The sequence below is a fragment of the Neobacillus terrae genome, from assembly GCF_011393025.1.
Taxonomy (GTDB): Bacteria; Bacillota; Bacilli; order Bacillales; family Cytobacillaceae; genus Neobacillus_A; species Neobacillus_A terrae.
In genome coordinates, this window is the sequence record NZ_JAAOEO010000002.1 from 75780 (window position 1) to 96806 (window position 21027).

Sequence of the window (21027 nt, forward strand, 5' to 3'; positions counted from 1 at the left end):
CAAAAGAAAACAAATGAAGATTTATGAGGTGAGGAAGATGAAAGTAGCTTTATTTGCTACATGCCTGGTTGATCTTTTTCAGAGCAATGTGGGGAAAGCCACCGTTGAACTGCTTGAGCATCTCGGCTGTGAAGTGGAATTTCCTGAATCCCAGGTTTGCTGCGGGCAGCCCGCTTATAACAGTGGATACTTAAAAGAATCAAAGGAAGCAATGAAAAGGATGATAGAGACTTTTTTGGATGCCGAGTATATAGTTTCTCCTTCCGGGTCTTGCATCGCCATGTTTCGGGAGTATCCTCATATTTTTAAAGGTGACCCTGAATGGGAACCAAAGGCTATTAAGGTAGCTGAAAAATCCTTTGAACTAACTGAGTTTATCGTTGATGTTCTTAAAGTGGAAGATGTTGGTGCTGCTTTTGATGCGTCTGTTACCTATCATACTTCCTGCCATATGACCCGATTGCTGGGGGTCAGGAAAGCACCAATGGTCCTTCTTAAAAACGTAAAAGGGCTTCGTTTCACAGAACTTCCTGGAAAAGAACAATGCTGCGGATTTGGAGGAACTTTTTCAGTGAAAATGGCTCAAATTTCCGAGCAGATGGTAGATGAGAAGGTTTGCCATATTGAAGAAACAGAAGCAGAGTATTTAATTGGCGCAGATGCTGGATGCCTAATGAATATTGGCGGCCGTATACAGAGAAAAGGAAAACCAATAAAAGTTCTTCACATTGCTGAAATTCTAAACAGCCGTTAAAGAATGGGAATGGAGGGAAAGCCATGCCGATGAAAATAGGCTCAAATGACTTTAAAGACAGGGTTGAGGAAGGAATCAATGATTCTTTTATGAGAAAGGCAGTTGCCGGTGCACAAGAAAGGATGGGTTCGAGAAGGCAGGATGCTGCTGATCAGTTGGGGAATTGGGAAGATTGGAGATCCCATGGCGAGGAAATTCGCCAGCATGTATTAGAACATTTGGATTACTATTTGAAGGAATTAAGTGACAATATAGCAAGCAGGGGAGGACATGTCTTTTTTGCCCAAACTCCGGCTGAAGCAAATGAATACATAAAAAACGTGGTGGAAAGCAAAGGAGCAAAAAAGGTAGTTAAATCAAAATCAATGGTAACAGAAGAAATCAATTTGAATTCTTACCTGGAAGAGGCTGGGTGTGAGGTAACGGAAACGGATTTGGGAGAATATATACTCCAGGTTGATGATCATGATCCTCCATCTCATATAGTTGTACCCGCTCTACATAAAAATAAAGAACAGATCAGAGATGTTTTTACAGAAAAACTGGGTTATCAGAAAACTGAAAAGCCTGAAGAATTAGCGGCTCACGCCCGTGCTGTCCTTCGTCAAAAATTTCTTGAAGCAGATATTGGCATTACAGGCTGTAATTTTGCAGTAGCAGAAACCGGGTCCTTTTGCCTTGTTACAAACGAAGGGAATGCAGACCTTGTAACTGCTCTCCCAAAGACACAAATCACTGTAATGGGGATGGAAAGGATTGTTCCTACCTTTGTTGAGCTGGAGGTTCTTGTTAGTTTGCTGACGAGAAGTGCAGTTGGACAGAAACTGACCAGTTATATTACCGTTTTAACAGGTCCGAGGGAACAAAATGAGGCTGATGGGCCGGAGGAATTCCATCTGGTCATAGTTGACAATGGCCGTTCAAATATATTGGGAAGTGAATTTCAGTCCATATTGCAATGTATCCGCTGCGGTGCTTGTATAAATGCATGTCCTGTATACCGTCATATTGGCGGACATTCCTATGGTTCTATTTATTCCGGCCCTATCGGAGCTGTTCTTACACCGCTTCTGGGAGGATATGAGGAAAATAAAGAATTGCCCTATGCCTCAACTCTTTGTGGGGCATGTACCGAGGTATGTCCAGTAAAAATACCGCTACATGGACTGCTTCTGAAGCATCGTGAGCAAATTGTTGAAAAGGAAGGGAAGGCCCCTATCTCAGAAAAGCTTGCTATGAAAGCTTTTGGTCTTGGTGCAGCATCTCCCTTCCTGTATAAACTTGGGACCAAAATGGCTCCTACGGCGATGAATCCATTTGTGTCCGGCAACACCATATCAAAAGGACCAGGACCGCTTAAGGCCTGGACAGAAATTCGTGAATTTCCTGCCCCTCACAAAGAAAGATTCCGGGATTGGTTCAAGAACCGAGAAAAGGATGGCGACGCATAATGACCGGGAGTATTACGAACCGCGAAAAATTTCTAAATCAAATTTCTTCACAGCTTGGCCGTCAGCCTATAACGGGGAAGGTTGAAAGGCCCGTATGGAGGTTTCAGCCCCAAAAAGAAGTTCTAAAGAATGCTTCTCAGGACGAATTGCTGACTATCTTAAAGGATCAGTGCCTCAACATTCATACCAGCCTTTACATTACTGATAAAAATAATCTTTCTGCCGTTTTAAAGAATGAAATTGAGGCATATGGAGGTTCTGTGCTTGCCGGAAAGGATAATAGGTTTAAAGAGTGGGGATTGGATTTCCTTTTAAATTCAGAAATAGAATTTGAAGAATGGGATTATACCCAAGGGCGTGAAAATATTCTCCGGGCTGAAAGAGCAGGGATAGGACTTGTCGTCAGCGAATTAACACTTGCGGAGTCAGGAACAATTGTATTATATGCAGATAAGGATAAAGGAAGAATGGTGAGCTTCCTGCCCGAAAATCTGATTGCCCTAATACCAAAAAGTTCGTTAGTTCCGCGGATGACGCAGGCTGCTGAACAAATGCGGTCAGAACATCTTAAAGGAAATCAGGTATCTTCCTGTGTTCAATTTATTACAGGTCCAAGCAACTCTGCAGATATTGAACTTAATCTTGTGGTAGGTGTCCATGGACCCGTCAGAGCAACATATATCGTTATAAATGATTTATAACTAAAAAAAAGCATGAGCCATTTGGGGTTCATGCTTTTTTAAGTTAAATTCTAAACGTATCAACCATACGGTATACAAATCGCTTGGTCTTTGACATTTTCAATTCAATAAAAGGCTGTGTAATGGAAGTAATAACCTTACTTGAAAGCAGTAAAGTCAATCCAAGCGCCAAACCTGCAAGCAGAATAAAACCTATGCTAGGACTGAAATAATCTTGTAGGTCGCTGTCCCTGAATACCCGTACAAAGAAACCGTGAAGCAAATAAACATATAAAGTATTTTTTCCAAGATTTGTAAAGAAATATCTTTTTTGTGGAATCATAGCCAGAAAGCTTAAAACCATTGCAAAGTTTAAAAGATAGATTCCAAGCCTTTTTAGCATAGCAATTCCCGAAGGTGCACCAAGCTTATCATAAGGCTTCGATCCAAGCAGCCAATCCTCCTGAATTCCTGGAAGGAAGTATAGACCTGCGAATACGATTAAAATCATAACCAGGGAGATTATTTTAATTTTTCGCTGTAAAAGTATATAGACATGTTCTTTTTTCAAGTAGTAGCCAATTAGGAACAATGGGAAAAATACAAAGGTTCTTAAAAGGCTTAGAAAACTGGATGTCCAATCCACATAGCCAATCAGCATTCCTACAGCCAAAGAGATTGAGATGGCTACAGGTGCCTTTAATTTGGTGAAAACGATCAATAAAATGTTCCAGCAGAAAAGGCTGATTAAAAACCATAATGACCAATGCGGATCAAAAGGGTTTACTTCAAATGTAGATTTATGGTGCTGGAAATAATAAAAAATTGAATAGATAAACTGAAATATTAAGTACGGCAAAATGAGCTTTTTGGCAACCTTAGAAATATAACCTTTTTTATTGAAGCCTTTTGAAAAATATCCTGATACAAGAATAAACGCAGGCATATGGAAAGTATAAATTTCCTTGTATACAGCTGAGATGAGATGGTTGTTTTCATTATACGACCATAAAAGATGGCCGAAAACCACAAAAAATATCAAAATGAATTTTACATTATCAAAATAGTAATCCCGCTGCTTCATGTGATCCTCCAGATAAAACCCCTGATTACTTACCTATTTAAATTACCTCTCCATTTTAAAGACAAACAGGAAATACCTTCCAAACCATAGTTTTTCAGAAAATCCCTCTCTGTTATACAACAACTTTATGTCTGTTATATAATTATATATTCGTCTTTAAGCCTTTGTTTTAGGGGGTTTTTGTCACTGGTAAAAAAGTGTTATAAAAATATTTGGTGGAAAATGACTTTTGTCACAGCAGAATAAAAATAGCTGCCATACAATATCAGAGGGGAAGCATTTTTTTTAGAATTTTTTGCATATGTGCAAAAAGCAAATTTGGGAGGGAGAATATGTCTATCTTACCTAGTAAAAATGAACATGGATTTTTTGAAATCCGCCTTGAATCTATCGGTGGATTAGGGGCCAATCTGGCGGGCAAAATGCTTGCTGAATCAGGTGTGCTGGGTTTGGGGTTAAATGGCTCCAACTTTTCATCATATGGATCAGAGAAAAAGGGAACACCAGTGAAAAGCTTCGTACGTTTTTGCGATCCTGATGTAGAAATCAGAGACCATAGTCCAATAGAACAGCCTCATGTTATCGGGATTTTCCATGAAGCACTTTACAAAACAGTTAATGTGCTCAGCGGCCTGAATCCAGATGGAATTGTATTAGTAAATTCGACCAGGGAATCTGATGATATAAAAAAAGACCTTAAGCTTGAATATGGAACATTGGCAGTTATCGATTCTCTGACGATTGCTGTTGAAGAAAAAACAAAGGTAAATACAGCTATGTTGGGAGCTATGTTCCGAATTTGTGATTTTCTTGATCCTGATTCAATGAGAAACGTTATCCGTAAAACATTCGAGAAAAAATACCCTCATCTAGTTGAACCCAATATAAGAACATTTAATAGAGGATATAACGAAGTTAATTTTAAAACCTATAAAAGTCCAGAAGGTGCAGAAGGCAAAAAATTTACCCGGCCGCTACCAAGGCTTGGGTATATGACTCAGGATATTGGAGGTGTAATGGTTGCGCAGGCAAACAGCATCCAGAAGGACTTAAGCGGATCGAGACAGGGATTCCTTCCTGAGTTCAAACAGGAAACATGCATTAATTGTGCCTCTTGTGATACAGTTTGCCCTGATTTTTGCTTTGTTTGGGAAGCTGGAGAAGACAAAAGGGGCAGAAAGCAAATGTTCCTTAAGGGGATTGATTATCAATATTGCAAAGGATGCCTGAAATGCGTTGAGGCATGTCCGACAGATGCACTAAGTGATCTGCGTGAGATGATCGGTTATGCAGATAAACATAGAGTTAAGCAAAACTTTCCTTATGTAGCAGGAGGGCTGGCATAATGGCAATTTTAGAAGAAGATTTAAAAACTATAAATGCAGCGGAACAGGTTTCAACTTTTGAATCAGGAAACGAAATGGCTGCAATGGCTGCTGCGCAGATAAATTATCATATTATGGGATACTTCCCAATTACACCATCAACTGAAGTTGCGCAGTATCTGGATATGATGAAGGCAAGAGGGGAGCACGATATAAAGTTGATTCCTGCTGATGGAGAGCATGGATCGGCAGGTATTTGCTATGGTGCATCTGCAACCGGAGCGAGGGTATTCAATGCCACAAGTGCAAATGGATTTTTATACATGTTGGAGCAAATGCCCGTTCAGGCCGGCACACGTTTCCCAATGGTGCTAAATCTTGTTACACGTGCCATAAGCGGTCCGCTGGATATAAGAGGAGACCATTCGGATTTGTATTATGCACTGAATACTGGCTGGGTTATATTAACGGCTAGAACACCTCAGGCTGTCTATGACATGAACGTTATGGCATTAAAGATTGCTGAACATTCCAAAGTACGTCTGCCGGTCATTGTAGCTTATGACGGTTTCTTTACATCTCATCAAAAGAGACGGGTCGAGTATTTTAAAGACCGTACAGTTGTACAGCAATTTGTTGGAGAATGTCCTGTAGACTACCATTTTGCAAGAGACTTACGTAAACCAGTAACAATTGGCGCCCATATGAATGGTGATGATCTAATCAATAACCACTACCAGCAATCAGAAGCTATTTATCAGGCTGGCGAAGTGTTTAAAGAGGTTGCTGAAGAATATAAAAAATTATCAGGAAGAGAATATCCTGTACTAGACCTATACAAAATGGATGATGCTGAAGTGGCTGTATTCCTTTTGAACTCAGCTGCTGAATCGGCTAAGGACGTTGTCGATCAGCTTCGCGCCAAGGGTATTAAAGCGGGTGTAATCAGTCCCAATATCATTCGTCCCTTCCCTGCTAAGGAAATCAGAGAGGCACTTTCAAATGTTAAAACATTGCTTGTAGGTGAGCGTGCAGATTCTTACGGAGCTAATGGTCCAAACCTCACCCATGAAATTAAATCTTCACTTCAGGATGATAAAGATAATAAAACTGTCGTGTTAAGCAGAGTATTCGGCCTTGGAGGAAAGGATTTTTATGCAAGTGATGCAGAGAAGTTTTTTGAAATCGCCATTGATGCAATGGAAAAGGGATATGCGGAAAAGCCATTCGATTATTATGGCATTGTACCGGGGAATCCTGAAAACATCCTTAAGCCTGTAATAGAGCCACAGCATGGAGACGCATATAAAACGGGGTTAATTGAAGTGGCTATAGATGAGGAAATCAACAAACTTAAGGTGAAACTTCCTCCTCTAAGAGCACTTACCACAAAGCCAAAACGAATTGCTTCTGGCCACGGGGCATGTCCGGGCTGCGGAATTTTTGCAGGACTTGAACTCTTCTTCAAAGGAATTGAAGGAGATATAGTTGTTCTATTCCAGACTGGCTGTGCGTACGTAACGACCACCTCCTATCCGCATAGCTCGCATAAGCAAACCATGATCCATAACTTATTCCAGAATGGAGCCGCTACATTATCAGGTACTCTTGAGGCTTTTATGGAACAGAAACGCCGCGGAGAAATCAATCTATCAGATGATGCAACCTTTGTGATGATCACTGGTGATGGCGGCATGGATATCGGCATGGGCTCGGCAATTGGAACAGCCTTGCGCGGTCATAAGCTGATTATGCTCGAATATGATAATGAAGGCTATATGAATACAGGATCACAAATGTCATACTCCACCCCTATGGGGCATATGACCAGTACGACAAGTATTGGCAAGACACAGAAAGGTAAGGCGTTCCACCATAAAGATACTGCGCAAATAATGGCAGCAACTAATATTCCTTATGTATTTACAGGGTCTGAAGCATTTCCTCAGGATTTGGTTAAAAAAGGCGCCAAGGCTCAATGGTACGCCCAAAATATAGGCACAGTTTATGGGAAAATCCTGATTACCTGCCCGCTAAACTGGAAATCTGAGGACCGATTTGGGGAGAAAATAATGGAAGCAGCGGTTAACTCCTGTTTCTTCCCGCTTTACGAAGTGGAGCAAGGTGTTACATCTATTACTTATAATCCGGACGATAAAAACAAACGTATTGAGCTGTCTGAATGGCTGGAATATATGGGAAAAACAAAACATCTTTTAAAGGAAGAAAATAAACCAATGCTTTCCGAATTTGAAGCAGAGGTTGAAAAAAGATGGCAAAAACTAAAAGCCAAGAATGAAAATCCTTTTTTGTAAAAATAAAAAAGAGAATTAATACTCTAATAGTTTGGCTTAAAAGCATCCTGCGGGGTGCTTTTTTGCTGCCTGCATTTTTCTTAAAAATGAGAGAGTGTTTAACAACTATTAACCGTAAAAATGTTGGTCTGAGATTAGTTTGTTAGAGCTTGAGCTGATTTTTGTCAGATTATGCAATATTATGTTTCCTCATAATTTTTTTTCTATTATAATGAATGAAAAGAATAGTAGAAATATTCAATTTTACATAACTTTAACAGCTTAGGAAACATGAGGGGGAAGTACCAGTGAAGCTATTGCGAAGAAAGTCTGGGACAAAGACAGTCAAGCCCAAAGAGAAAAAAAGAACAAATAGGATTGAAAAAGCAATTGAATCCTTATTTAAGTGGAAATTTTGGCAAAACCTGAAGATAGGGCAGAAATACGGGGCTGCCTTGTTTGTCACAATAGTCCTGTTTGCATTATCGACTATTATTATTTTTGTCCTGTTAACCAGGGTAAGTTCAAGTCTTGACCAGGTGAGAGATACTGGTCAAAGAGCTGTAAAGATTACAGAGGCTGAAGCAATTTTTGAACAAAAGGGCGGGATTATCGGGAACTATATCATTGACTCTAATCCTGGCCACCTTAACCATTTTTATCAACTTACTGCTAAACTCAATACATTAAAAAAAGAGTTTGAAGGATCATTAACATCTGGAAAAAAGAAAAAATTGCTTTCGGAAATTGACAAAAATGACGAAGAATTAAACAAGTTGTTTAAAGACCAAATTATTCCTGGAGTGCGGCTTCAGCATGTCAGGGATTATCGTTCCGGTAAGCTAAGAGCAGACAGATTAATTGAAAATACGATTACTAAACTGGATAAGCTCGGAAATGATTTAAAGCAGGAACAGGAAGGTTCAGTTTCTTCTGCTAAGTCTCAACTGGTGCTTACGATTATTGTGCTTATACTATCAATCTGTATTTCTGCTGCCTTGGGAATCGCATCTATATTAATTATTGGCCGGATTGTTTCCCGAAAACTTGGCCAGATTGTCAATGTATCAAATGAAATTTCATCTGGGAATTTAACCGTTGCTTCTGTCGAATATGATGGAAAGGATGAGGTTGCAGACTTAAGCAGGGCCATAAATACAATGAAAGAAAAACTTCAGGCAATGATTCAGGAAATACAGGGTGTTTCAAGCTATGTAACGAATCAAAGCAGAGAGTTAAATGGAGCAGCAGAGGAAGTTAAAGAAGCGAGCCAGCAGGTTGCTTCCACTATGCAGGAACTTTCAGGGGGAGCAGAAGAACAGGCTAGCACTGCTGCAGACCTTGTTCATTTAATGGAAAAATACCTTTCGAAGGTGGAAGAGGCAGTCCAAAACGGAAATGTCATTCACTCATCTTCAAACCAGGTTCTCGAGCTGACCAACCAGGGTGATCAGCTAATGGAAGCCTCACAGCACCAAATGGTAAAGATTAATGAAATTATGAAACAGTCAGTTGAAAGGGTTAAGGGGCTCGATAATCAGACGAAACAGATTTCGAAATTGGTTCAGGTGATTAATGAGATTGCTGGTCAAACCAATTTGCTTGCTCTAAATGCAGCGATCGAAGCAGCCCGCGCCGGTGAGCATGGAAGAGGCTTCTCTGTGGTTGCTTCAGAGGTAAGAAAGCTTGCTGAACAAGTTTCATTTTCAGTCTCTGATATTACCAAGATTGTTGATGGAATTAAAACTGAGTCACATCAAGTAGTATCTTCGTTGCAAACAGGATATAAAGAGGTAGAGGAAGGTACTGAACAAATTGAGATTACCGGTATGACCTTTAAAAAGATCCATGGTGCAGTCAATTTAATGACAGAAAAAGTTAATGGAATTTCCTCTAATCTTGAGCAGATATCTATAAACTCTGCAAATATGAATTCTTCAATAGAAAATATAGCTTCTGTTTCTGAACAGTCTGCCGCTGGAATTGAACAGACAAGTGCATCCATTTCACAAACCAATTATTCTATGGAAAGCATTTCCGAACATGCCCGTTCACTCTCTGATCTCTCCCAGCAACTGGACGAAATGATATCTAAATTTAAATTATAATCCTATTCTTAACCGCTTCTTATGGGAGCGGTTAATTTATTTACATGAAATTTTATTTTTTGACAAAAATATAAAAGGTTTTTTTTGCAGATTATAGAATAATAGAAATAAAACTTAAGGACCACGGAATTGATACAGGGGAGGGGCATTGTAGTGAGCAAGAACGAGGAAATTGCCATTTTAAAACAAGAAATAGCCCTTTTAAAGCAGGAATATGACGAATTTAAAAAAACGGCACTAGAGAGAGAAATTTCTACTGTTTTTGAATCTGCAGCAGATGCCATCATTTTGTATAAAAAAGATGGTTCAATTGTGGCTGCCAACCAGGCATTTTCCAGGATAACCGATATTCCCCTAGAAGAAATGAAAGGACGATCTCTTAAAGATTTTATTCCAAAAGAAAAAAGATACAAGCTTAAAAGGATTCAAACATTAATAGAACATACCGGAAAGGCACAAGGCATATTACCAATTCAACATTCAAAAGGTACCTTTTATTTTGAAGCAGTGGTTTCCAAGAATGAAAGAATGGATTGCAACTTGGCTATTATGCGTGATGTTACACACAAAAGAATACTCGAGCAAAAAGTAAGAAAAAATGAGCACCTTTTCAAGGAGCTGTTTTTGGAAGCGCTGGATGGAATTATTTTTTGGGATACAAAAGGGCGGATTCTAAATGCCAATTCAGCAGCTTGCAGAATATTGGAATACGATAACTCAGATTTAATAGAAAGACATTTTATGGATCTCCCGATAAAAACTGAAAAAAATCGTTCGCTTTATAAAATAATGGCCGAGTTTAAATCTTCTGGTGCTGTAAGAGATGAGCTTTATTTTAAAGTTCAGGATGGAAGAGAGAAACTGCTTGAATTTACTTGCCGAATGCATTCTGTTGATGGATTGCATATGACCATTTTTCGGGATATTACTGAACGGAACAAAATGGAAAAGGAACTCCGCGAAAGTGAGCAGATTTTTAGAATTATATTTGAAGAAGCTCTCGATGGAATTATTTTATGGGACGAGCATTTTGAAATTATGGATATTAACAGCTCGGCTATTGACATGCTTGGACTGAAAAAGGAGCAAATGGCCGGACAAAGCTTAGTGGATTTAGTCAGCCACTGCGATATAAAAAAAGAGGACCTTTTAAAGCATGTGGATTTGGTTATTCAAAATGGCAAGGATGCCTCTTCGATAAATCTTACCACTTACGATGGCGAGAAACGCCATATTGAATTTTCAACCCAGCATGCCTTGGTAGCAGGATTAAATGTTACTGTTTTTAAAGATATTTCTGAAAGAATTCAAATGGAGGAACAGTTGAGAAAATCCGATACCCTGAATGTACTTGGTGAGCTTGCTGCAGGCATTGCTCATGAAATTCGTAATCCAATGACTGCACTCAAAGGGTTTATTCAGCTATTGCAAGGGAGCATTAAAGAAGAGAACGCCATGTATTATCAGGTTATTACTTCTGAACTTCAAAGAATTGATAGTATTATTAATGAATTCCTCATTCTTGCAAAGCCGCAGGCCGTGAGATTTCAAGAGAAGGATGTTGTGGGAATTATGCAAAAAACAGTTGAACTTTTGAATGCCCAGGCTGTTCTCCACAATGTCCAATTTGAATTGGAACCGGACGCAGGGCTTCCTCCTATTTTTTGCGAACCAAATCAATTAAAAAAGGTTTTTATTAATATCATTAAAAATGCTATTGAAGTAATGCCTAATGGGGGAACAATATCAATAGAAATAAAACAGCAGGAAGATATGGTCCTAATTTCTATAAAAGACCAAGGGGCAGGAATACCTGTGGAAAAAATAAAACGGTTGGGCGAACCATTTTACACAACCAAGGAACGTGGAACAGGACTGGGATTAATGGTTAGCTTCAAAATTATTGAAGAGCACAGGGGAAAAGTAGAAATAGAAAGCAAAATGGGCAAAGGCACTACCTTTCATATTTCACTCCCGATCAAGCCGGCTAAAGGAAAGAAATGAAAACACTTCTTCATGAAGTGTTTTTTGTTTTAGAAGGGTCCTATACTGGGATAATTATTCCAAATTGTGCTTGACGCAAGAAATTTAATTTGATATATATCTAATTAGATGATAATAAAAAAAGAGGTGCACTCGATGCAGTTGGATAAACTAGTGGCTTTTTATAAAACAATGGGAGATCCCACAAGGGTCCGGATTGTATCCTTGCTGGCAAAAGGACCTCTCCATGGCCAGGCAATTGCAGGCAAGCTAGGATTAACTCCGCCTACCATAACTCATCATTTGAAAAAACTACGGGATATCAGTGTGGTTACCGAGAAAAGAGATAAAAACACGATTTATTTTTATCTAAATCAAAAAATGATAAAGCAGCAAGCTAAGGCTCTTACACAGCTGCTAGAGGAAAGAGGAGATGAAATGGAAAATATGGTAGAAGCAAGTCTGGAAAAACAAAAGATACTAGCCAACTTTTTTACAAAAGACGGCAGACTGAAAAGCCTTCCTGCACAGCGTAAAAAAAGACTATATGTATTTGAACATATTGTCAGCGGATTAAAAAAGGGAAAAAAATATCAGGAAAAAGAAATAAATGAGTATATCAAACAATTCCATGAAGATTATGCAACAATACGCCGGGAATTTATCATGAACCATTATATGTACAGGGAAAATGGTATCTATGAGCTTAACCCAGAAGAAATGTGGGCTAAGATAGAAAATTAAAAAGCAGCTGGAGAGGCTGCCTTTTTTAAAAAAATTTAAGGTCTGATTGTTGTTTTAAATTAAGGCTCTTTTCTAAGAGATTGTTGCAAATTGAAGAAACTGTGAGCAAAAATAGGCGAGATCCTCGAAAATGCATTTGCATTTTCTTCGTGCGGTGACGATTCACTGATGCAATCTCAACGTCCTGCGGTAAAAGCAAGCCAGGCAAGACCCCGCAGGTCGTTAGAGACCGAGGAGAAAGAAGAACGGAAGCGCCTTGTTCAGCCCCGACAAGCGCTGGAGGGCCTGACGATGAAGTCGTTCTTTACTTCAAAGTCAGGACTGAAGCGACCTCGAGGGGCTAGGTGCTGAAGTTTGACAGGCTCGCGGATTGCCCGCGAAAAGCGAGTCTATTTTTTGCTTTTATAAACAACAAAGTTTACGAAAAGAGCCTGATTAAATGATTAAGCATAGAATCCGTGACACTCCTCGAAAGTGCATTCGCATTTCCTTCGTGAAGTGTTTATTTGAGGATGCTCATTCAATATTCTAGGGAGATTCTAGTAAATATCAACAATATAGTTAAACCAAAGCCAATAGTTTTAAAGAGGAAAAGGCTTTTTCTTATACAAGCTCCCTTAGCAGCTGGGAAAGCTGTTCGATGCTTTTGATGCTACTGCGATCTTTGATTAATTTTTTTCCTATTTCAAGGGTTTTTCTTTTTGCTGATAATCGTCTTTCATCTTCCGGAATGCTATCCAAATCAGCCACATGAGCAAGTCCTACCGTTCTTCGGATTAATTCGCAACCCGCAAATCCAAGTGAATCAGAAAAGTATTTTTCCAGAATGTAGTTCGAAAATTCATCGCTTACTGCAAAGGCCTCTTTGTTTTCTTCCTTCCACAGGCGGCTGAATTCTTTTACAAATACCTTCCATACTGTTTCAATATGCTGGATGAAAGTATTTCGTTCCTTTTCATTTACGATAACCTGGAATGCCAAATTAGCAAGTACCTGGCCGATATCAAAACCAGCTGGTCCATAAAAAGCAAATTCCGGATCAATTACTTTTGTTTCTTTTAGACCTGCAAAGACACTTCCTGTGTGCAAATCACCATGAAGAAGAACTTCAGCTTCTGTTAAAAAGCTTTTTTTCAAGACAGATGCGTGGAACTTAAGCTCCTCATCATTCCAAAGCTGTTTCACTTCCTTTCTCAATCCTTCTTCGAAAGAGTTATTAGAAGAATTAAAGAATGGATCCGTAAAGATCAGATCCTCTGTAATTTTGCAAAGCTCGGGATTAATAAATTTTTTTGCCCATTCCTTTTTATCGCTTGCTCCAAGGCCGTAATCGGAGGTGTAAAATAAAGTTTTTGCAAGAAATTCCCCCAAGTGCTGTGAAATTAATGGATATGTTTCACCGCTTAAAAAGCCGGTTCTTGCAATGGAAAGGTGCGAAAGGTCTTCCATAATCGTTACAGCCAGTACATCGTCACTGAAATAAACTTCCGGAACATAATTAGGGCAAATCTTTGCAGAAATTTTAAGCGCTTCCGCTTCGATGGTGGCTCTATGAAGTGTAAGAGGCCAGCTTTCTCCGACCACCTTGGCGTATGGCAATGCTTGCTTGATAATTATGCTCTTTCCCGACTGAGAGTCTTTAATTCTAAATACAAGATTTAAATTTCCATCACCGATTTCTTCGCAGGAAAGACTGCTGTTTGGCTGGAAAAGGCCTTTAGAGATTGCAAGATTAAATGCGGCTTCTTCAGTTAATGGTTTATAAGTATTGGCAGTCGTTACACTCATTATAAATTCCTCCTCATTTTTGGAGGCTTTCCGCTGATAAAAGCAAAAAGCCTCTTTCTTATCAGAAAGAGGCTTGAAGAGACGTATCTTCTCACCTCTTATCTTTCAGAAAGAAAATTCTTTCCGTAGGATTTAGCACCGTGCCTTAACGGGATTTTTCCCGGCGCAAATAGCGCCCCATTTCACAATGGAATTACAGTCGGTTGCTGGGCTTCAAAGGGCCAGTCCCTCAGCCAGCTCATAATAAGAGTTTAAAAAAACTATTAATTTCAAACAATGTAAAAATAATAACAGTGAATTTTTGAAACTGTCAACTATTTTTATAAAATTAATAAAATTCAGGTCTTCTATCCGCGAAAATAGGTATAAGTTTTCGAATTTCTCCGACACGGTCAAAGTCAACAGACGCTGTGAGGACTTCCTCAGCTTCTCCAGCCTCTGCGACCACTTCCCCCCATGGGTCAATGATCATTGAATGACCTGCAAATTCGTTATTAGGATCAGAACCAGACCTGTTGCAGGCAATGACAAAGCATTGGTTTTCAATAGCCCGTGCAATAAGCAAGGCACGCCAATGGTTTAAGCGGGGTTTTGGCCACTCGGCTACCACAAAAAGTGCTTCAGCCCCCTGGGAAGTATGGGTTCTGATCCACTCAGGGAACCGGATATCATAGCATATTACCCCGGCTAGCTTTCGGTTTTCTAGTTCAAACATTCCATCTTCTTTACCGGGAACAAGGTAATGATGCTCATCCATCAGTTTAAACAGGTGAAGCTTACTGTACTGTTTTTTTAGTTCCCCTTTGTTATCAATGATGAGAAGAGTGTTTTTTACTTCATCTTGAGTTTGGCCGGCAGCCGAGCCACCAACAAGATGCACATTATATTTGACTGCACTATCTTTTAAAAAGCGGATGGTTTCCCTGCAATCCTGATCAGCGAGTTCATCAAGCCTTGTTAAGTCGTAGCCGGTAGTCCATAGCTCAGGGAGGACCAGAATGTCTGGATTTTCCTTCATAGCTTTCTCAATCAAATCCCTGGCTTTTAAATAATTAGCTTCAGGATCTCCGAAAACAATGTCCATCTGCAGGCAAGCTATTTTGAGTTTCAACGCTCCTCACTCCTTTTGAGTGTTAAAATATTATAGATACAAGTTTTGCTGTATAGTTCATTTACAGCATTGTTTGGTTTTTTTGAAATTTTCACTTTACAAGCCGCCACTATCGTTATATCATTTGTCACTAGATTTTCCAATAAAAAAATGAAAACCAAAGCAGGTGTCGAAATGAAAAACTTTGCACAATCAGATTTACTGAACAGTCTCCCAAAACAATTTTTTGCCTCATTGGTGAAAAGGGTTGGAGAATACATAGAAAATGGACATGATGTTATAAACCTTGGACAGGGCAATCCTGACCAGCCAACACCCGCACACATTGTGGAAAAACTTCAAGAGGCAGCTGCCAATCCGATAAATCATAAATATTCACCTTTTCAGGGCTATAGATACCTAAAGGAAGCTGCAGCCCAATTTTATTTAAGAGAATATGGGGTAAAAGTAGATCCTGAAAAAGAAGTGGCTATCCTGTTCGGAGGAAAAGCCGGGTTAGTGGAAATCCCACAATGTCTTTTAAATCCTGGAGACACCCTGCTGGTTCCAGATCCGGGGTATCCTGATTACTGGTCTGGTGTAGCATTGGCAAAGGCCAAAATGGAGATCATGCCTTTAAGGGAGGAAAACTCCTTTCTGCCGGATTATAACGAATTGTCAACAGAGGTACTTACAAATGCAAAATTGATGTTCCTTAATTATCCTAATAACCCGACAGGTGCCACCGCAACGGCGGAATTTTTTGAAAAGACAGTACAGCTTGCTAATGAGAATGATATTTGCGTTGTACATGACTTTGCATATGGTGCGATTGGCTTTGATGGAGTAAAGCCGCTCAGTTTCCTGCAGATTGAAGGGGCTAAGGAAGTAGGCATAGAGATTTACACTTTATCTAAAACTTACAATATGGCCGGATGGCGGGTAGGATTCGCTGTCGGAAATAAAAGTGTCATTTCTGCTATTGAGCTATTGCAGGACCATTTATATGTGAGTTTGTTTGGGGCAGTTCAGGAAGCCGCTGCAGAAGCTTTAAACGGGTCGCAGGATTGTGTTCGTGAATTGAATGCATTGTACGAAAGACGCAGGAATGCTTTGATCAATGGACTTCAGGATTTAGGATGGGAAGTTAGCGGACCAAAAGGCTCTTTCTTTGCCTGGCTGAAGGTTCCAGAAGGACTGACTTCAGAAGAATTCGCTAATATCCTTCTTGAAAAGGCCCATATTATGGTGGCACCCGGAATTGGTTTTGGAGAATACGGAGAAGGTTTTGTCCGCGTTGGACTGTTAAGCTCCGAGGATAGGCTAAAGGAAGCTGTTGAAAGAATAGGTGCATTACAAATTTTCAAAAAATAGTTGACAGCCTAAAAAATTCTTGCGATAATCCTAATTGAATTTAATTTAAACATTATGAAAATCTAAATAAATTAATTAATTGTTTTCTTATCAAGAGCAGGTGGAGGGACGAGCCCGATGAAGCCCGGCAACCGACTAAACGCTGGTTTAGCACGGTGCTAATTCTTGCAGCAAATAGCTGAAAGATAAGAAGATGTTAGTTTGGTATGCTAACCTCTTCTATCTGAAGAGGTTTTTTTATTGGTTTTGAGAAAGGAAGATTACAACATGAGTGAGTTAATTGCAGTTTATTTATTGCATGATGAAAAAAATCCCGAAAAAAAGGCGGAAGAGATAGCACTTGGTCTAACTGTCGGTTCGTGGACAAACCTCCCGGAACTTGAGAAAAGCCAGCTAAGGAAGCATAAGGGAAGAGTAGTATCGATTGAAGCGGCTCCCTCAGAAAAAGGTGGCCATTCGATTATTAAAATTGCTTATCCTGCCGCTAACTTCTCGGCGGATTTGCCTGCAATCCTGACAACTGTTTTTGGAAAGCTTTCTCTTGATGGGAAAATTAAGCTGCTCGATCTCCAATTTGACAAGAGTCTTAAAAGTAACTTTCCTGGCCCTCGATTTGGAATTGACGGTTTAAGAAAAAAGACAGGTGTTTATGACCGGCCGCTGTTAATGAGCATATTCAAAGGAGTTCTTGGCAAAGATATTGACTTTTTAGTCCGCCAGCTGAAAGAACAGGCTTTAGGCGGGATTGACCTTGTAAAGGACGATGAAATTCTTTTTGAAAATGAATTAACTCCTTTTGAAAAAAGGATTAGCGAAGGAAAAAAAGCTTTGGATGAGGTTTATGAACAGACTGGCCACCGAACCTTGTATGCAGTTAATTTGACAGGAAGAACATCAGAATTGAAGTCGAAAGCACGCATGGCCGCTGAACTGGGAGCCGATTTGCTGCTGTTCAATGTTTTTTCTTACGGGTTGGATGTTCTTCAGGAGCTAAGAGAGGATGATGAGATTGCTTTGCCTTTGATGGCACACCCAGCTGTAAGTGGAGCATTTACCTCATCACCTGTATATGGCATCTCTCATGCGTTGCTTCTTGGAAAACTTCTTCGTTATACCGGTGCTGATTTATCTTTGTTCCCTTCGCCTTATGGATCCGTAGCTCTTGAGAGGGACCGGACATTAGAAATAGCTGAAGAACTAAGAAAACAAGATGAGTTCAAAAGGGTTTTTCCTGTTCCGTCGGCAGGTATTCACCCTGGCCTGGTACCGCTTTTATTCCGTGATTTTGGAATTGACTCTATTATCAATGCTGGTGGAGGGGTTCATGGACATCCGGATGGAGCTCGCGGCGGAGGTATTGCGTTCAGGCAGGCAATTGATGTGAAACTGGAAGGAAAGACTTTAGCTGAAGGGTCACAAAAGTATCCTGAACTGCGAAAGGCACTTGATATCTGGGGAAATGCAGAGGTGAACTCTTTATGGTAAAACCAATTATATATTGTGATTTTGACGGAACCATCACTGAAAAAGATAACATTATTGCTGTAATGAAAGAATTTGCACCGGACGGCTGGGAAGAGATAAAGGACCAAATCCTTTCTCGTCAAATTTCTGTTCGTGAAGGTGTGGGGCGTTTGTTTTCGCTGATACCGAGTTCCAAAAGGGATGAAATTATCAGTTTCGCCATTAAAAATGCCAGAATACGCAAGGGATTTAAGGAGTTTATTAGTTTTGCCAGGGAAGAGAACATTCCGTTATATATAATAAGCGGCGGAATAGACTTTTTTGTATTAGCTGTCTTGGAGGACTTCGGTCCATTTGATGGTATTTATTGCAATGGCTCAAACTTTGAGAAAGAGACTATTGAAATTCTCTGGCCTCATGAGTGTGATTCTTCCTGCCAGAATGACTGTGGATGCTGTAAACCTTCTATTATTCGCGAACTGGGTCATCAGGACGATTTTAAAATCCTCATTGGTGATTCAGTAACAGATCTAGAAGCAGCTAAGCAGGTGGATTTTGTACTAGCCAGGGATCTTTTGCTCGAAAAGTGTCATGAATGGAATATTACCCATGAGCCATTCGAAACTTTTCTTGACTGTATTGAAGTAATAAAAAATAGGATTGAGGTGAAGGAATTAAATGCTAAAGGATAGATGGACTGAACTCGCCGATGTGAAGGATGAATTGTCACAAAGGGATTGGTTTATGGGTACCAGCGGAAACCTTGCTATTAAAGTGAGCGACGAGCCGCTGCAGTTTTTTGTAACAGCTAGCGGAAAGGATAAGCGGAAAAGAACACCTGAGGATTTCCTGTTGGTAGATGAGCATGGCAATTCGGTTGAGGAAACACATTTAAAACCTTCAGCTGAAACCCTCCTTCACGTAGAAATTTACAGAAAGACCAATGCTGGCTGCAGCCTTCACGTTCATACGATTGATAACAATGTAATTTCTGAGGTTTTTGGAGATCGGGGAGAGGTTACTTTTCAGGGGCAAGAGCTAATTAAAGCTTTTGATAAATGGGAGGAAGATGCGGTACTCCGAATACCAATTATAAAAAATTACGCTCATATTCCTACATTGGCCAACGCTTTTTCGAACCATATACACGAAGATAAGGGTGCTGTTCTTATTCGTAACCATGGCATAACAGTGTGGGGGAGAAATGCATTTGAGGCAAAAAAGATATTGGAAGCTTCCGAGTTTTTGTTTAGGTATCAATTACGCCTCCTTGAACATAAGCCGCATCAATTTATTTAAAAAACATATTTATAGAAAGGAAGATAAAAAAATGGCATTTATTAAATTTCAAAGCAGAAAAGAAAAAATTCATGGAACAGAGGAAGTAATTAGCTTTCTAAATAGCCAGGAAGTTATTTATGAAAAATGGGATATTAATAAACTTCCAGAAGCACTTAAGGAAAAATATGCACTTTCTGATGAAGAAAAAGATCAAATTTTAAACGCATTTGAAGTTGAAATTGCTGATATCTCAGAAAGAAGAGGCTACAAAGCCCAGGATGTTATTTCCTTGTCCGAAACTACACCAAATCTTGATCAGCTCTTAAAAAACTTTCAGCAGGAGCACCATCATACTGATGATGAGGTTCGTTTTATTGTAAGCGGCCACGGAGTATTTGTTATTCAGGGAAAAGACGGAGAATTCTTTGATGTATTTTTAGAGCCAGGGGATTTAATTTCAGTTCCTGAGAATGTACGCCATTACTTTACACTTCAGGAAGATCGTAAGGTTGTAGCAATCCGAATTTTTGTAACAACTGAAGGCTGGGTGCCAATTTACGAACAACAGGAAGCTTAATAAAAAAAAAAATCGGCTGATATTCTTATCAGCCGATTTTTTATTATTTAGGAAATGATAGATTTTCACCTTGTGGGTAACTCCGAACTAGGTTATTGTAATCCAGCTCCACAAGGAACGCTTCGTCAGCTATACCTCGCACGAAGAAAAAGCTTTAGCTTTTTCGAGGAGCGCCCAGCCATTTATCCTCTAGAATATTCTTATTTGAATATCTTGTGAGGATCATGACCGATAGGTGATGATTCGAACAGCTCGGCGTCATAAGCCAAATCACTTCAGAAATCAGGGCAAGGAACGCTTCGGAAGCATCCGCCTCGCACGAAGGAAAAGCAAAGCTTTTTCGAGGACGTGGCATTTTAGTCTTTCATTATCTGATCAAGGCGCTTGCGCCTTTTGTTCCGTCAGAGGTATGTATATAAAAAGTAGTTGCCAAAAATATTCCTTTAACGTATTAATAGAAAAACATAATTCAATTTAAACGAACTAGTTTATTTCCTATAAAAGAAAGTTAATTACATATTCAGGAAGCAAAATAGCTAAAATGAATGTCGGAAAAAACATTCTTTTTTTATTTTTGTGTGTCGAAAAATGCTAATTATAGGAAGTTTTGTCTTCTTTTGCGAATGCATTTACAGAGCTAAAAAAAGTTGTCATAATGCATCAGGTAGCCTATTTTTTTCATAGGGCAGGCAATTGGTTTAATTAGGGGGAGAAAAAAGTTGTATCAGAAAAGTAATCGGCGCCTGGGAAGTATGCTATCGGAGATAAACTCCAAAAGAGACGAAATGATAAAAGTGGGAATGAATTATGGTTTTACTGATGAAAAAACTATTAAATGCAGCCAAGAAATAGACCAATTGATTTTTAAATACCAGCAGGCTTCCCAACAATCTTCTTTTGAAGATGTTAAAATGGTTGTACAAAAAATCTTATTCCGACTTTCAAGGGCTGCCTTTTAAAATAAAATATAAGTTTGGCAGAGGCTGTCCGAAATTAAATTGGACAGCCTTTATTTGTTTTTTAAAACTTA

Annotated in this window: 17 protein-coding genes and 2 riboswitches; of the genes, 14 read left to right on the forward strand and 3 right to left on the reverse strand. The window is 39.4% G+C overall.

Annotation, left to right across the window (positions count from 1 at the left end; genetic code table 11):
- Positions 1–37: 37 nt before the first annotated feature.
- Genes G8761_RS02850 through G8761_RS02860 form a run of 3 tightly spaced genes read left to right on the forward strand, consistent with a single transcriptional unit; the run spans position 38 to position 2906 of the window.
- Complete coding sequence (locus G8761_RS02850) at positions 38–754, forward strand: (Fe-S)-binding protein (RefSeq protein WP_166023476.1); 717 nt, start codon at positions 38–40, stop codon at positions 752–754.
- Positions 755–777: 23 nt separating this feature from the next.
- A complete protein-coding gene (locus G8761_RS02855) occupies positions 778–2205 on the forward strand; it encodes a LutB/LldF family L-lactate oxidation iron-sulfur protein (RefSeq protein ID WP_166023479.1) in 1428 nt (475 codons plus the stop codon).
- Positions 2205–2906, forward strand: a complete 702-nt coding sequence (locus G8761_RS02860) for a LutC/YkgG family protein (protein ID WP_166023481.1) — start codon at positions 2205–2207, stop codon at positions 2904–2906. Before G8761_RS02855 ends, G8761_RS02860 begins: the two co-directional genes overlap by 1 nt.
- Positions 2907–2949: 43 nt before the next feature.
- Here the strand turns inward: G8761_RS02860 and G8761_RS02865 are convergent, their stop codons facing one another.
- Positions 2950–3969, reverse strand: coding sequence for an acyltransferase family protein (locus G8761_RS02865; RefSeq protein WP_166023483.1), 1020 nt, complete (start codon positions 3967–3969; stop codon positions 2950–2952).
- A 332-nt stretch (positions 3970–4301) separates the two neighbouring features.
- Between G8761_RS02865 and G8761_RS02870 the strand changes: the two genes are divergently transcribed.
- The 5 genes from G8761_RS02870 to G8761_RS02890 all read left to right on the forward strand — a co-directional run bounded on the left by G8761_RS02870 (position 4302) and on the right by G8761_RS02890 (position 12423).
- Entirely contained in the window at positions 4302–5315 is a 1014-nt protein-coding gene (locus G8761_RS02870; protein ID WP_166023485.1) for a 2-oxoacid:acceptor oxidoreductase family protein, read from the forward strand.
- Positions 5315–7609, forward strand: a complete 2295-nt coding sequence (locus G8761_RS02875; protein WP_166023487.1) for a thiamine pyrophosphate-dependent enzyme — start codon at positions 5315–5317, stop codon at positions 7607–7609. Before G8761_RS02870 ends, G8761_RS02875 begins: the two co-directional genes overlap by 1 nt.
- A gap of 287 nt (positions 7610–7896) precedes the next feature.
- Positions 7897–9696 carry a methyl-accepting chemotaxis protein gene (locus G8761_RS02880; protein WP_166023489.1) on the forward strand — a complete coding sequence of 600 codons (1800 nt, stop codon included), beginning with the start codon at positions 7897–7899 and terminating at the stop codon, positions 9694–9696.
- A 153-nt stretch (positions 9697–9849) separates the two neighbouring features.
- Positions 9850–11700 (forward strand): PAS domain S-box protein, encoded by a 1851-nt coding sequence (locus tag G8761_RS02885; RefSeq protein ID WP_166023491.1) that lies wholly within the window; start codon positions 9850–9852, stop codon positions 11698–11700.
- Positions 11701–11835: 135 nt separating this feature from the next.
- Positions 11836–12423 carry a DUF2087 domain-containing protein gene (locus tag G8761_RS02890; protein WP_166023493.1) on the forward strand — a complete coding sequence of 196 codons (588 nt, stop codon included), beginning with the start codon at positions 11836–11838 and terminating at the stop codon, positions 12421–12423.
- Positions 12424–13026: 603 nt separating this feature from the next.
- Here the strand turns inward: G8761_RS02890 and mtnK are convergent.
- The gene (gene mtnK, locus G8761_RS02895) at positions 13027–14211 is read right to left on the reverse strand and encodes an S-methyl-5-thioribose kinase (protein ID WP_166023495.1); all 1185 of its coding nucleotides are present in this window, start codon (positions 14209–14211) and stop codon (positions 13027–13029) included.
- 95 nt (positions 14212–14306) lie between these two features.
- A riboswitch (SAM riboswitch) is annotated at positions 14307–14461 on the reverse strand.
- Positions 14462–14539: 78 nt separating this feature from the next.
- Positions 14540–15322 (reverse strand): carbon-nitrogen family hydrolase, encoded by a 783-nt coding sequence (locus tag G8761_RS02900; protein WP_166023497.1) that lies wholly within the window; start codon positions 15320–15322, stop codon positions 14540–14542.
- Positions 15323–15496: 174 nt separating this feature from the next.
- Between G8761_RS02900 and G8761_RS02905 the strand changes: the two genes are divergently transcribed.
- The 6 genes from G8761_RS02905 to G8761_RS02930 all read left to right on the forward strand — a co-directional run bounded on the left by G8761_RS02905 (position 15497) and on the right by G8761_RS02930 (position 20956).
- Entirely contained in the window at positions 15497–16675 is a 1179-nt protein-coding gene (locus G8761_RS02905) for a pyridoxal phosphate-dependent aminotransferase (RefSeq protein WP_166023499.1), read from the forward strand.
- 84 nt (positions 16676–16759) lie between these two features.
- Positions 16760–16867: riboswitch (SAM riboswitch) on the forward strand.
- A gap of 75 nt (positions 16868–16942) precedes the next feature.
- Positions 16943–18160, forward strand: a complete 1218-nt coding sequence (gene mtnW, locus G8761_RS02910) for a 2,3-diketo-5-methylthiopentyl-1-phosphate enolase (RefSeq protein WP_166023501.1) — start codon at positions 16943–16945, stop codon at positions 18158–18160.
- Complete coding sequence (locus tag G8761_RS02915; protein ID WP_166023503.1) at positions 18154–18831, forward strand: 2-hydroxy-3-keto-5-methylthiopentenyl-1-phosphate phosphatase; 678 nt, start codon at positions 18154–18156, stop codon at positions 18829–18831. The genes mtnW and G8761_RS02915 overlap by 7 nt, the downstream gene beginning before the upstream one ends.
- On the forward strand, positions 18818–19438 hold the full coding sequence (locus G8761_RS02920; protein ID WP_166023505.1) for a methylthioribulose 1-phosphate dehydratase: 621 nt from the start codon (positions 18818–18820) through the stop codon (positions 19436–19438). The genes G8761_RS02915 and G8761_RS02920 overlap by 14 nt, the downstream gene beginning before the upstream one ends.
- 31 nt (positions 19439–19469) lie before the next feature.
- Entirely contained in the window at positions 19470–19997 is a 528-nt protein-coding gene (locus tag G8761_RS02925) for a 1,2-dihydroxy-3-keto-5-methylthiopentene dioxygenase (protein ID WP_166023507.1), read from the forward strand.
- Between the two features lie 719 nt (positions 19998–20716).
- Positions 20717–20956, forward strand: coding sequence for an aspartyl-phosphate phosphatase Spo0E family protein (locus G8761_RS02930; RefSeq protein WP_243449877.1), 240 nt, complete (start codon positions 20717–20719; stop codon positions 20954–20956).
- Positions 20957–21027 lie beyond the last annotated feature (71 nt).

Excerpts from the sequence above, each read along its gene's own strand:
- G8761_RS02925 (WP_166023507.1), top strand. The coding sequence starts at position 19,470 with ATGGCATTTATTAAATTTCAAAGCAGAAAAGAAAAAATTCATGGAACA.
- G8761_RS02850 (WP_166023476.1), top strand. The coding sequence starts at position 38 with ATGAAAGTAGCTTTATTTGCTACATGCCTGGTTGATCTTTTTCAGAGC.
- G8761_RS02905 (WP_166023499.1), top strand. The coding sequence starts at position 15,497 with ATGAAAAACTTTGCACAATCAGATTTACTGAACAGTCTCCCAAAACAA.
- mtnW (WP_166023501.1), top strand. The coding sequence starts at position 16,943 with ATGAGTGAGTTAATTGCAGTTTATTTATTGCATGATGAAAAAAATCCC.
- mtnK (WP_166023495.1), bottom strand. The coding sequence starts at position 14,211 with ATGAGTGTAACGACTGCCAATACTTATAAACCATTAACTGAAGAAGCC.
- G8761_RS02860 (WP_166023481.1), top strand. The coding sequence starts at position 2,205 with ATGACCGGGAGTATTACGAACCGCGAAAAATTTCTAAATCAAATTTCT.
- G8761_RS02890 (WP_166023493.1), top strand. The coding sequence starts at position 11,836 with ATGCAGTTGGATAAACTAGTGGCTTTTTATAAAACAATGGGAGATCCC.
- G8761_RS02855 (WP_166023479.1), top strand. The coding sequence starts at position 778 with ATGCCGATGAAAATAGGCTCAAATGACTTTAAAGACAGGGTTGAGGAA.
- G8761_RS02875 (WP_166023487.1), top strand. The coding sequence starts at position 5,315 with ATGGCAATTTTAGAAGAAGATTTAAAAACTATAAATGCAGCGGAACAG.
- G8761_RS02915 (WP_166023503.1), top strand. The coding sequence starts at position 18,154 with ATGGTAAAACCAATTATATATTGTGATTTTGACGGAACCATCACTGAA.
- G8761_RS02920 (WP_166023505.1), top strand. The coding sequence starts at position 18,818 with ATGCTAAAGGATAGATGGACTGAACTCGCCGATGTGAAGGATGAATTG.
- G8761_RS02870 (WP_166023485.1), top strand. The coding sequence starts at position 4,302 with ATGTCTATCTTACCTAGTAAAAATGAACATGGATTTTTTGAAATCCGC.
- G8761_RS02865 (WP_166023483.1), bottom strand. The coding sequence starts at position 3,969 with ATGAAGCAGCGGGATTACTATTTTGATAATGTAAAATTCATTTTGATA.